Annotated in this window: 7 protein-coding genes, 2 tRNA genes and 3 rRNA genes; 10 read left to right on the top strand and 2 right to left on the bottom strand. The window is 57.5% G+C overall.

The window, feature by feature from the left end; translation table 11 throughout:
- From HY696_09995 to rrf, 5 genes are all read left to right on the top strand, one after another.
- Nucleotides 1–660, top strand: a 16S ribosomal RNA gene (locus HY696_09995); the annotation flags it as partial.
- A 128-nt stretch (nucleotides 661–788) separates the two neighbouring features.
- A tRNA-Ile gene (locus tag HY696_09990) sits at nucleotides 789–862 on the top strand.
- Between the two features lie 75 nt (nucleotides 863–937).
- Nucleotides 938–1,010 (top strand) — tRNA-Ala (locus HY696_09985).
- 105 nt (nucleotides 1,011–1,115) lie between these two features.
- Nucleotides 1,116–4,747, top strand: a 23S ribosomal RNA gene (locus HY696_09980).
- A gap of 87 nt (nucleotides 4,748–4,834) precedes the next feature.
- Nucleotides 4,835–4,951, top strand: a 5S ribosomal RNA gene (gene rrf / locus HY696_09975).
- A gap of 133 nt (nucleotides 4,952–5,084) precedes the next feature.
- Here the strand turns inward: rrf and HY696_09970 are convergent.
- Nucleotides 5,085–5,720: a response regulator transcription factor gene (locus HY696_09970; protein MBI4238725.1), complete on the bottom strand. Its 636-nt coding sequence runs from the start codon at nucleotides 5,718–5,720 to the stop codon at nucleotides 5,085–5,087.
- The gene (locus HY696_09965; protein MBI4238724.1) at nucleotides 5,695–6,741 is read right to left on the bottom strand and encodes a sensor histidine kinase; all 1,047 of its coding nucleotides are present in this window, start codon (nucleotides 6,739–6,741) and stop codon (nucleotides 5,695–5,697) included. The genes HY696_09970 and HY696_09965 overlap by 26 nt, the downstream gene beginning before the upstream one ends.
- Nucleotides 6,742–6,840: 99 nt before the next feature.
- Here HY696_09965 and HY696_09960 point away from each other — a divergent pair, with 99 nt between their 5' ends.
- Genes HY696_09960 through rimI form a run of 5 tightly spaced genes read left to right on the top strand, consistent with a single transcriptional unit; the run spans nucleotide 6,841 to nucleotide 11,809 of the window.
- Complete coding sequence (locus HY696_09960) at nucleotides 6,841–7,356, top strand: hypothetical protein (GenBank protein ID MBI4238723.1); 516 nt, start codon at nucleotides 6,841–6,843, stop codon at nucleotides 7,354–7,356.
- A 1-nt stretch (nucleotide 7,357) separates the two neighbouring features.
- Nucleotides 7,358–9,088, top strand: coding sequence for a DNA mismatch repair endonuclease MutL (gene mutL, locus HY696_09955; protein ID MBI4238722.1), 1,731 nt, complete (start codon nucleotides 7,358–7,360; stop codon nucleotides 9,086–9,088).
- Nucleotides 9,089–9,101: 13 nt separating this feature from the next.
- Nucleotides 9,102–10,031 carry a tRNA (adenosine(37)-N6)-dimethylallyltransferase MiaA gene (gene miaA / locus HY696_09950; protein ID MBI4238721.1) on the top strand — a complete coding sequence of 310 codons (930 nt, stop codon included), beginning with the start codon at nucleotides 9,102–9,104 and terminating at the stop codon, nucleotides 10,029–10,031.
- A 45-nt stretch (nucleotides 10,032–10,076) separates the two neighbouring features.
- Nucleotides 10,077–11,372: a phosphopyruvate hydratase gene (eno, locus tag HY696_09945; GenBank protein ID MBI4238720.1), complete on the top strand. Its 1,296-nt coding sequence runs from the start codon at nucleotides 10,077–10,079 to the stop codon at nucleotides 11,370–11,372.
- A gap of 14 nt (nucleotides 11,373–11,386) precedes the next feature.
- Nucleotides 11,387–11,809, top strand: coding sequence for a ribosomal protein S18-alanine N-acetyltransferase (gene rimI, locus HY696_09940; GenBank protein ID MBI4238719.1), 423 nt, complete (start codon nucleotides 11,387–11,389; stop codon nucleotides 11,807–11,809).
- Nucleotides 11,810–11,866 lie beyond the last annotated feature (57 nt).

The raw sequence follows: 11,866 nt of genomic DNA, 5'->3' as shown, positions 1-11,866 counted from the left end.
CCTGGGGAGTACGGCCGCAAGGCTGAAACTCAAAGGAATTGACGGGGGCCCGCACAAGCGGTGGAGCATGTGGTTTAATTCGACGCAACGCGAAGAACCTTACCGGGGTTTGAACTGCCGTTGCCACCGGGAGAGATCCTGGGTTCGGCCGCAAGGCCGGCGGCGGCAGAGGTGCTGCATGGCTGTCGTCAGCTCGTGTCGTGAGATGTTGGGTTAAGTCCCGCAACGAGCGCAACCCTCGTCTCTAGTTGCTAACAGGTCATGCTGAGCACTCTAGAGAGACCGCCGGTGTCAAACCGGAGGAAGGTGGGGACGACGTCAAATCATCATGGCCCTTATGCCCAGGGCGACACACGTGCTACAATGGGAGGGACAAAGGGTCGCAAACCCGCGAGGGGGAGCTAATCTCAGAAACCCTTCCCCAGTTCAGATAGGAGTCTGCAACTCGACTCCTTGAAGTTGGAATCGCTAGTAATCGCAGATCAGAATGCTGCGGTGAATACGTTCTCGGGCCTTGTACACACCGCCCGTCACACCACTAAAGTTGTCTATACCAGAAGTCTCGCTTCGGTGAGCCCAAGGTATGGGCGATGATTGGGGTGAAGTCGTAACAAGGTAGCCGTACGGGAACGTGCGGCTGGATCACCTCCTTTCTAAGGATTTGCCTGCTCGAAAGAGTAGGTTATCCGAATGGTCAAGCCAGCTCTTCGGAGCTTGTTGGTCACACTGTCAGTACATCCTATTTAGTTTTGAGGGGGCTGTCCTGTGTCGTTCTTGCAGGACGAACCGGGCTCGTAGCTCAGGTGGTTAGAGCGTACGCCTGATAAGCGTAAGGTCGGTGGTTCGAGTCCACCCGGGCCCACCGACCAGAAGGTCGCCTCCATTTTCGATTTTCTACAGTCGAAAATGGAAATTAGAAAATAGATGGGCTCCGCCGGGGGCCGTAGTTCAGTTGGGAGAACGCCTGCTTTGCAAGCAGGAGGTCACCGGTTCGAACCCGGTCGGCTCCACAGAAATTTTGAAGTCCGTTCTTTGACAAGTTAATAACGTCAATACAATACGTAGTACATTTCAGACTGGGTCTCTTATTGAATGCATGTTTCTCTCGACTTGACTTTGGTCAAGCTATGAAGAGCATACGGTGGATGCCTAGGCGCTTGCAGGCGATGAAGGACGCTCGAGGCGGCGAAAGCTCCGGTGTGCTGCCAACGAAGCTATACACCGGAGGTGTCCGAATGGGGAAACCCAATCCGTCGAAAGACGGATTAGCGCGCACTGAATACATAGGTGAGCGCGGCGAACGGGGGGAAGTGAAACATCTCAGTACCCCCAGGAAAAGACATCAATCGAGATTCCCCTAGTAGTGGCGAGCGAACGGGGAAGAGCCTAAACTTGGGCCACTTCGGTGGCCTGAGGGTTGCGGGACCGCGACATGGGATGACTGCGGGATAGGTGAAGCGAGCTGGAAAGCCGGCCATAGAAGGTGATAGCCCTGTAACCAAAATCCCAAAGTCCTCTAGCGGTATCCCAAGTACCACGGGACACGAGAAATCCTGTGGGAATCCGGGTCGACCATGATCCAAGGCTAAATACTCGCAAGCGACCGATAGTGAACTAGTACCGTGAGGGAAAGGTGAAAAGCACCCCGGGAGGGGAGTTAAAAGTACCTGAAACCGTATGCTTACAAGCAGTGGGAGCACTATGCCTTGCCGCAAGGCAAGGAATGTGTGACCGCGTGCCTTTTGCATAATGAGCCAGTGAGTTATTTTCTGCAGCCAGGTTAAGGGTTCTCAAACCCCGGAGCCGCAGCGAAAGCGAGACTTAAAAGGGCGTTTAGTTGCAGGGAATAGACCCGACGCTGAGTGATCTACCCATGACCAGGGTGAAGTCAGCCGAAAGGCTGATGAAGGCCCGAACTGGTGGATGATGCAAAATCCTCGGATGAGTTGTGGGTAGGAGTGAAAGGCTAAACAAACTCAGTGATAGCTGGTTCTCCCCGAAATATATTGAGGTATAGCCTGTGTGATGGTCGCGCGGGGGTAGAGCACTGAATGGGCTAGGGGTCCTACCAGACTACCAAACCCAAACAAACTCCGAATACCGCGTTGATAGCACATGGAGGCAGACGGCGAGTGATAACATTCGTCGTCGAGAGGGAAAAAGCCCAGACCGCCATCTAAGGCCCCAAAATCATTGCTAAGTGGGAAAGGATGTGGAACCGCACAAACAGCCAGGAGGTTGGCTTAGAAGCAGCCATCCTTTAAAGAAAGCGTAACAGCTCACTGGTCGAGTAGTTCTGCGCCAAAAATGTAACGGGGCTCTAGCAATGTGCCGAAGATGCGGACTTGTCGGTCCTCGGATCGTCAATTGGTAGGGGAGCATTCCGTACGCCTGCGAAGGTCGACCGAAAGGACGGCTGGAGGTATCGGAAGAGCTTCTGCTGGCATGAGTAGCGTTAAAACACGCGAGAAACGTGTTCGCCGAAAACCCAAGGTTTCCTGGGGAAGGTTAATCCGCCCAGGGTTAGTCGGGTCCTAAGCTGAGGCCGAAAGGCGTAAGTGATGGATAACAGGTTAATATCCCTGTACCACCGCATGCACGCTAGTCGGAGGAGGGACGGAGAAGGATATACGAGGTGCCTATTGGATGGCACTGCAAGCTTGTAGGGAGATCCGCCAGGTAAATCCGGTGGATTAATTCCGAGAGGTGATGCCGAGGTGGCGGGTAACCGCTACTGAAGTCGTTGAGTCCAGCTCCCGAGAAAAGCTCCGCCGATAGTGTATGAGGTGCCCGTACCGGAAACCGACTCTGGTGGGTGGGGCGAAAAGCCCAAGGCGCTTGAGAGAACTCTGGCTAAGGAACTCTGCAAATTGACGCCGTAACTTCGGAAGAAGGCGTGCCTACGCTGGTGAAATCCGCACGGATGGAGCCTCTGTAGGTCGCAGAGAAACGGTGGCAGCGACTGTTTACCAAAAACACAGGACTCTGCAAAGTCGTGAAGACGACGTATAGGGTCTGACGCCTGCCCGGTGCCGGAAGGTTAAGGTGAGGGGTCATCCGCAAGGAGAAGCTCTGATCTGAAGCCCCGGTAAACGGCGGCCGTAACTATAACGGTCCTAAGGTTAACGATCGCTAGCCTTAGTAAAACTGAACTATATGCGGGAAACTCCTCATACAGCTCTGGAGTACTCGTTGAGTGAAGTACGTGTAGTGCTCAACAGTCAAAATCTCTGAGACAAGGGGACAATCCGCAGGGAAGGCTCCATATGGAGAACCCTCAGAGACTTCACGTTCAGTCTCATGCAAAAAAGGAACGCTTGGAAAGTCAGTGGGTGGTCGGTTTTGTCGATGGTGAGGGCTGTTTTTTTGTCGGCCTGAATCCGCGAACCGACATGACCGCTGGCTATCAAGTGCATCCGGAATTTACCGTCGTTCAGCATGAACGCGATGTGCAAATCCTGCACGCACTGAAGAGTTATTTCGGGTGTGGGGTGGTACGGAGCAATCATGGGGACCGAATGGCATTTCGTGTCAGAGATGTTGAGCATCTGGGAAAGATCATCATCCCTTTTTTCGAACAACATCCGCTGCGCACGAAGAAACATCTCGATTTCATGAAATTCCGTGATGTGCTGCTCCTGATGCAGAATGGAAAGCATTTGAGCGGCGCCGGAATCCAGCAGATACAAAAAATTGCTGCCGGCATGAATCGAGGCATGAGAAAGATAAAGTCCGACTTTTTCGGAAACGAATAAGATGAATCGAGCGAAATTCCTTGTCGGGTAAGTTCCGACCTGCACGAATGGCGTAACGATTGCCACACTGTCTCGGCCAGAGACTCAGCGAAATTGTACTGACGGTGCAGATGCCGTCTACCCACGGCAAGACGGAAAGACCCTGTGCACCTTTACTACAACTTGGCATTGAATTTCGGGGTTGTCTGTGTAGGATAGGTGGGAGGCTTTGAAGCCGGGGCGCCAGCCTCGGTGGAGCCAACCTTGAAATACCACCCTGAGAATTCTGAAATTCTAACTCTGACCCGTGAAGCCGGGTCGAGGACAATGTCTGGTGGGTAGTTTGACTGGGGCGGTCGCCTCCAAAAGAGTAACGGAGGCGCGCGATGGTACCCTCAGGCTGATTAGAAACCAGCCGACGAGCGCAAGGGCAAATGGGTGCTTAACTGCGAGACCTACAAGTCAAGCAGATGCGAAAGCAGGTCCTAGTGATCCGGTGGTCCCGTATGGAAGGGCCATCGCTCATCGGACAAAAGGTACGCCGGGGATAACAGGCTGATTCCTCCCAAGAGTTCATATCGACGGGGGAGTTTGGCACCTCGATGTCGGCTCATCGTATCCTGGGGCTGAAGCCGGTCCCAAGGGTTTGGCTGTTCGCCAATTAAAACGGTACGCGAGCTGGGTTCAAAACGTCGTGAGACAGTTTGGTCCCTATCTGTCGTGGGTGTAGGAGATTTGAGAGGTCCTGTCCATAGTACGAGAGGACCTGGATGGACGCACCTCTGGTTTACCAGTTGTCACGCCAGTGGCACGGCTGGGTAGCCATGTGCGGATGCGAGAACCGCTGAAAGCATCTAAGCGGGAAACGCGCCTCAAAACTAGATCTCCCAACTCGTCGCAAGACGGGTACGAAGGGCCCTGGAAGACTACCAGGTTGATAGGCCGGATGTGGAAGCCCTGTAAGGGGTTTCGAGCTAACCGGTACTAATTGCCCGTTCGGCTTGGCCAAATATTTGTTGTCCGCCTCTGGCGGGCAACAAATTCGAGTGGACATGCACTAAGAGGCCCGGTCTGAAATTTCTACGTATTGACATTCGATTTCCGGTGACTTGAGCGAGGGGGTCACACCCGTTCCCATTCCGAACACGGCCGTTAAGCCCCTCAGCGGCGATGGTACTGCGGGTCATCATCCGTGGGAGAGTAGCACGTTGCCGGGATTTACTAAGCGCCCGATGGGGAAACCCATCGGGCGCTTTATTTTTCGGCAACGTGTGCGTAGTGCCCGGGAGGATCCGGCTTTGCCGGTGACTTTATGCCTGATGTGAATCGCATGTTGCGTGCGGTCGACGATTAGGAATCAATCAAGTCGTGTTGTAACACGTAGCGAACGAGTTCCGCGTTCGAGGTCAATCCCAGCTTTTCTAGGATCCGACTGCGATAGGTACTGACGGTCTTGACGCTGAGCGAGAGCTTCTGGGAGATCTCGGTGACGCTCTTGCCGTTCGCGAGGGCCAGCATCACGTCGAGTTCCCGGTCCGAGAGGCGATGATGCAACGGATACGAAGTGTCCGGCGTCGCCAACCAGTCCATATTGGTCCGAGCTTGTGGGCTTACGTAAATCCGTCCTGCCAACACGTCACGCACCGCACAGGCCAATTCTTCGGGGGCGGTCTCTTTCGATAGATAGCCTGCCGCCCCGGCGCGCAAGACTCGTCCGATGAATTGATCCTCCGGATGCATGCTGACGACCAGAATCAGGACCGTGGGACATCGTGCCTTAAACCACTTGAGCAGTTCCATGCCGCTTTGTCCAGGCAATGACAGATCAAGAATGACCAGCGCCCAGGTGTTGGTCGCTGCCAACCCAAGACATTCTTCAGCACTGCCCGCTTCATCGATCACGGCGTCGGCTAGCGCTGTTTCCAGGAGATGTCGGATCCCGCGGCGAACCACGGCGTGGTCATCCACGATCAGGATGCGTGTCATGAGCGGCTCCTTTCCACGGGATCGTCAGCCGGACCGTCGTACCGTGTTCCGGGATTCCTTCAATTGCGATCAGGCCGCCGATCCCTTGGGCGCGCTCGCGCATACCCAAGAGCCCGATGGCCTGCAGACTTTCACTCTCTTGCAGTCGAATGCCACGTCCATTGTCCCGCACCTCGAAGATGGTCTGTTCCGGCGTGTGATACACGAGCAGCACGACGCGGGTGGCGTTGGCGTGACGCTGAATGTTCGTCAAGATCTCTTGCACGATACGAAATACGGCAATCCCTGCGTGCGGCGTCCGCGCCGCTTCTTCTTTCGGGACCGTACAGTCGCAAGTGATTCCGGTGCGGGCCTGAAAATCGCGCGCTTGCCACTCGATTGCGGCGTACAAGCCCATCGTGTCGAGGACGGGCGGACGTAAGCCGGTGGCAATGCGGCGCACTTCATTGATGGCGCCGTCGATTGTCTGGGTGATGCCTGCGAATTTTGCAGCGAGTGCTGTCTGTTGTGTTGTATCGGCGGTCGCAGTGTGGCGCTGCAACGCGACAACCTCTAATTTGAGTCCAGTCAGCGCCTGCCCAAAGTTGTCGTGAACATCGCGCGCCAATGCGATGCGCTCTTCCTCTCGCCCCTGATGCAAACGGCCTGCAAGTAGCCGCAACTGGTCTTCGGTGGCGCGCTGCACCGTACGGGCAGTCTGCAGAATCGTTTGACGATGCACAACATCGAGTGCCAACGCCGCAATACTAAAATACGAAAACCGGACCACGACGTTCCATACGGCAATCGCCGTCGAAGAATACTCCGGGCCGCTCAAGTGTTCCATATAGCGCCAAATCAACGCGGCCAGGGCCGCAGTGCCCAACGCCGCGATGCGCCCATAGTGCCACGCGACGACCGCAATCGGGAGGAGGTAGAAGATCGAGATATTAATTTCGGCACCAGTGATGAAGTCGAGCCACGCCACCAGGCCGGCGCCGAGCACGCAGAGTAGAATGCGTGACGCATGGTTCAAACCCATGCGGCGTTGTATGCCCGTCAGCACGGGCGTTGACAAGTTTTCATGCAATGTCTGAGGCTCCGGTTGCCGCGCCGCGGATTCTGTGCCAAGAAACACGCTATGCCCAATCGCTATCCGTCGAACTTCGGGGGACTGTTGCGCGGGTGCGGTTGGTTGTTTGTGGGCCTGGGGATGCTCGGCCCATTGGTTTTTTTTACGACAGCGCATCGGCCGGATTCGTGGATCGTCGTGACCCTCAGCACAACCTTCACGATGGGGCTCGGTCTGCTCTTTGGCTACGCCGGACGAACGGCGGGCCTGACCATTGATCAAGGGATGCTAACGTACCGTCTCTTCCGGACGATCGTGATCCCGTTGGCCATGGTACGGCGGATCGAACTGGATCTCATCACGATCGGACGCGCCGGACAGCAGGTCTTGGCACTGTGGCTGACGACGGAGTATGCCCGCCACAAGATTCATCTGGAGTCGTTTGAACGATGCGACGCATTCCTGACGGAACTGCGGGCTGGCACGGGAGCGCCGCTCGAAGTTTCGCCGGCTGCGGCGGCGTATATGCAACGACGCGCGATGACGGGTCCAGGCAGCACGCCGCAACAGAACGGACGAAGTTAATATGGCGATTCAGATCTTACCACCTGACATTGCGAATCTGATCGCCGCCGGCGAGGTGGTCGAGCGGCCGGCGTCGATCGTCAAAGAGTTGGTCGAAAACGCGCTCGATGCCGAGGCGACGACGATCGACGTGCGACTGGAAGAGGGCGGGAAACGGCTGATCGAGGTGCGTGACGATGGGATCGGGATGTCGCGCGACGACGCGGCGCTGGCGATTGAACGCCATGCCACGAGCAAGCTCCGCACGGCGGAGGATTTAGCGGCCATTCGGACGTTAGGCTTTCGCGGCGAGGCATTGCCGAGCATCGCTGCTGTCTCTGATTTCACGATGACCACGCGGTTGCGCGGCCACGCCGCCGATGGCGTGCGGGTCCAAGTGCGTATTCCGGAGATCCTCATCGAGGCCGTCGGGGCACCGGAAGGGACATCCGTCCGCGTCGAGTCATTGTTCGGGCGTGTCCCGGCACGGCAGAAATTTCTCAAAAGCGAGCGGACGGAGTTGGGGTATATCCAAGAGGTCCTGACGCGCTTGGCATTGGCCGTTCCGCAATGCCGCTTTACGTTAGTGCATGGCGATCGGACGTTACTCCGCTGTCACCAACGCGGCGACTTACAGCAACGTATCGCGGAAATTTTCGGTGGAACTATCGCGACGCAGCTGCGGCCGGTATCCGCCGAAGGGATCATTCAATTGACGGGTTGCTGTGGCGATCCGGTGCTCGCGAAGCCCGGCAGCGCGCAGCTTTATCTCTATGTCAACGGACGTGCCGTGCGCGATCGTGTGCTGACCCACGCTGTCCAACAGGCGTATCGCACCTACATTGCACCGACCGATCAACCGTTTGCAGTGTTGTGCCTCGCCGTGCCACCGGAACTGGTGGATGTGAACGTCCATCCGGCGAAGGCTGAAGTGCGCTTCGTGAATCCGAACGCGGTGCACGATTTTTTGTATCAAGCACTGCGGCGGGTGTTGAGCGAGACGAATGCCTTTCGCGACCTGCGAGAGAGTGCGACACTACCGCCGCTTGCGTCGCGGGTCGATTCGCCTACCGCGTCGGCATATTCGGTCCGGCCGCCGCCCAGCCCTATCGCCGTCCACGAGGCACTTTCGTTGTATCGTGCGCATGAGGAACCGCAGCGTTCACGGAACGAGGAGATCTTTCGTTCGCTCGGGCAACTTGCCCAAACGTATCTCCTCTTTGAGTGCCCCGACGGGGCGTTGTTGATTGTGGATCAGCATGCAGCTCACGAGCGGGTCGGCTATGAACAATTGCGTGCGAGTTATGAGCGCGGAGCGATCGAGAGCCAACCGTTGCTGCAACCATTGATCATCGATCTGGCACCAGCGGAGATGGCTGCGTTGGAAGACGCGACGACGTTGTTGCAGCGCGCGGGCCTCGACGTGACTACGTTCGGCGGGACCAGTGTGGCGCTGCAGGCAATTCCGACGCTGTTGCTCGGGGGCGACTGCACTGCGCTACTGCGCGCGATCGCTGCCGATCTCTGCGCGTTCGGCCACAGCGGGGCGCTCGACGAGCGTCTGGACCATCTCTTCGCCACGATGGCCTGCCATCGCCAACTCCGTGCCGGCGATCCGGTCGGGGAGCTGAAGGCACTCGGACTGCTGCAGCAACTCACGGACGGGGCATCGAAGGATCGCTGTCCGCACGGCCGCCCAACGTGGGTGCGCATTCCTCAGGCGGATATTGAGAAGTGGTTTCAACGGCGGTAAGCCAGCACGCGCGATGTCTCCAGACGATTCCAAACTTCTGATCCTGACTGGTCCGACGGGCGTAGGGAAATCGGCGCTGGCGGTGGCGTTGGCGGAACGGATCGGCGGGGAAATCGTCAGCGCCGATTCGCAACAGGTGTATCGCGAGTGCGATATCGGGACCGCGAAATTGCCATTAGCGAAGCGCCGCGCTATTCCGCATCATCTCATCGATGTGTTGGCGCCGAACGAGGCGTGCGATGCCTATCGGTACGTCTTATTGGCGGATCAAGCGATTGCGGCAATTCGGGCGCGCGGTCGAGTTCCGATCGTCGTTGGCGGCACGGGGTTGTATCTGAAAGGATTGGTCAGCGGACTGTGTGACGCGCCGCCTCGGGACGCAACGCTGCGCAAGAATCTCGAAATGCGCTGTCATGACGAAGGCGTGAACACGCTCCACGCGGAACTGACCCGCTGTGATCCTGAGACCGCGTTGCAGATCCATCCCGGACATTCCAGTCGGATCATCCGCGCGTTGGAAGTGTTTCATCTCACTGGCCAATCAATCACCGCGTTTCATCGTGTCCATCGCGGTGCGCAGCCGCGCTATCCGGCCACGTGGATTGGGTTGATGTGTCCGCGCGCCGAACTGCGCGAACGGATTGCCGCGCGGGTCGCGCAACAACTCGCGTGCGGCTGGTTGGCGGAAGTCACGCGATTACTGGAGCAGTATGGTGCGGAGACCCCGATCTTCCGCGCGATCGGCTATCGGGAATTATTGGCACATCTGCAGCAAGCCGTGCCATGGGCCGACACGGTCGCACGGATCGTGACTGCGACGACTCAATACGCGAAACGCCAAATGACGTTCCTGCGCGGAATCCCCAAGATCGCATGGCATGACGTGACTGATTCGGAATCGATCATTGAAATTATCACGCGGCAACAGCAAGCCCCTGATTGACGAAAGCGGACATGAGGAGTAGCGAACGCCGTAACGGGGAGGCGTATGGGACAAATCAAACAGATCAAGGCGCGGGAAATTCTCGATTCACGGGGATTCCCAACGGTGGAAGTGGACGTGGTCACGGACAAAGGGCATTGGGGCCGTGCCGCGGTTCCGTCGGGTGCGTCGACCGGCGCACACGAGGCGATTGAACTGCGCGATGGCGACGCCAAACGCTACGGCGGCAAAGGGGTGCGCAAGGCGGTCACGCACGTCCAGGAAATCATCGCTCCGGCATTGAGCGGGCGCGCTGTTACCGACCAAACCAAGATCGATCGGCAACTCTGTGAGCTGGACGGCACGCCGAATAAGGGCAAGCTCGGCGCCAATGCGATCCTGGCGGTGTCGCTCGCCGTTGCGAAGGCCGCTGCGGCAGAGAAGGGGACGCCGCTCTACGAATATATCGCGCAGCTGAGCGGCCACTCGTTGCTGACGTTGCCGGTCCCGATGATGAACATCGTGAATGGCGGCGCGCACGCCGACAACAATGTCGATATTCAGGAGTGGATGATCATGCCGGTCGGCGTGGAACATTTCTCCGAAGCGTTACGGATCGGTAGTGAAATTTTTCACACGCTGAAGAAGTTGTTGAAGACGAAACAATTGAACACGGCGGTCGGCGACGAGGGCGGTTTCGCGCCGAATCTAAAATCGAATCGCGAGGCGATCGAACTGCTGCTCGAGGCGACAAGCAAGGCCGGCTATAAACCGGGCCAAGATGTGGTCTATGCGATCGACGCTGCGGCCTCGGAGTTTTATAAAAATGAAACCTATCAGCTGCGCGCCGAATCCGATCAAGGTCTCAAACGCGGCGAAATGATCGATTGGCTGGCGAAACTGACGGCCGATTATCCGATCGCGTCGATCGAAGACGGCATGGCGGAAGACGATTGGGAAGGCTGGGAAGGCCTGACGAAGCGGGTCGGCGGCAAGATCCAACTCGTAGGCGACGATATCTTCGTCACCAATCCGACACGGCTGCGACAAGGGATCGAACGCAAGATCGGGAACGCGATCTTGATCAAGCTGAACCAGATCGGGACGCTCACGGAAACGCTCGACACCATTCGATTGGCCCAAGAGGCGAAGTATACCTGTGTCATCTCACATCGCTCCGGCGAGACGGAAGACGCAACGATCGCGGACTTGGCGGTCGGGGTCGGCGCGGCGCAGATCAAGACCGGCAGCCTGTGCCGCACCGAACGGACGGCAAAATACAATCAACTGCTGCGTATTGAAGAACAGCTGCGCGGAAAAGTCACGTATCCGGGCGTCGCGGCCATTCCCAGTTATCGATGATCCAACTCCGGCCCATGACAGACGCCGACCTCGATGCGCTCCAGGCGATCGAGCGCGACCTGTTTCCCGATCCGTGGACGCGGATGATGTTTCGCGACTCGCTGTGCCATCCTGCGGTGCAAGCGCACGTGGCGGGCGCTGACGCCGGCGTAATCGGATATTGTATCGGGATGTTCAGTGCCGACGAAGCGGAGATCCTCAATATCGCGGTCGCACGTGCCCAGCAGCGCAACGGCATCGGCACTCAGTTGCTCGATTGGATGGTCGCAGCCTGCGTGGCACAACATGTGACGCGCTTGTTTCTCGAAGTGCGTGCGGGCAATCTCGCGGCGCAACAATTCTACGCGCGGCACGGATTCGTGCCAGTCGGTCGACGCCCCGGCTACTACACCGTCGGCTGCGAAGACGCGCTCGTGCTGTGCCGCACGCTTGCCTAACGAATGCCTATTGACGGCGATCCTCGGTGAGTGTCAGTATGCGAGTCAAGGACGCCG

This window comes from Deltaproteobacteria bacterium, assembly GCA_016210045.1.
Classification (GTDB): domain Bacteria; phylum UBA10199; class UBA10199.
Note: the sequence above shows the minus strand (reverse complement) of the source record. Positions and strands in the feature narration are given on the sequence as shown.

Coding starts and splice junctions, on each gene's coding strand:
- HY696_09970 (MBI4238725.1), bottom strand. CDS start 5,720: ATGACACGCATCCTGATCGTGGATGACCACGCCGTGGTTCGCCGCGGG.
- HY696_09965 (MBI4238724.1), bottom strand. CDS start 6,741: ATGGGTTTGAACCATGCGTCACGCATTCTACTCTGCGTGCTCGGCGCC.
- HY696_09960 (MBI4238723.1), top strand. CDS start 6,841: ATGCCCAATCGCTATCCGTCGAACTTCGGGGGACTGTTGCGCGGGTGC.
- mutL (MBI4238722.1), top strand. CDS start 7,358: ATGGCGATTCAGATCTTACCACCTGACATTGCGAATCTGATCGCCGCC.
- miaA (MBI4238721.1), top strand. CDS start 9,102: ATGTCTCCAGACGATTCCAAACTTCTGATCCTGACTGGTCCGACGGGC.
- eno (MBI4238720.1), top strand. CDS start 10,077: ATGGGACAAATCAAACAGATCAAGGCGCGGGAAATTCTCGATTCACGG.
- rimI (MBI4238719.1), top strand. CDS start 11,387: ATGACAGACGCCGACCTCGATGCGCTCCAGGCGATCGAGCGCGACCTG.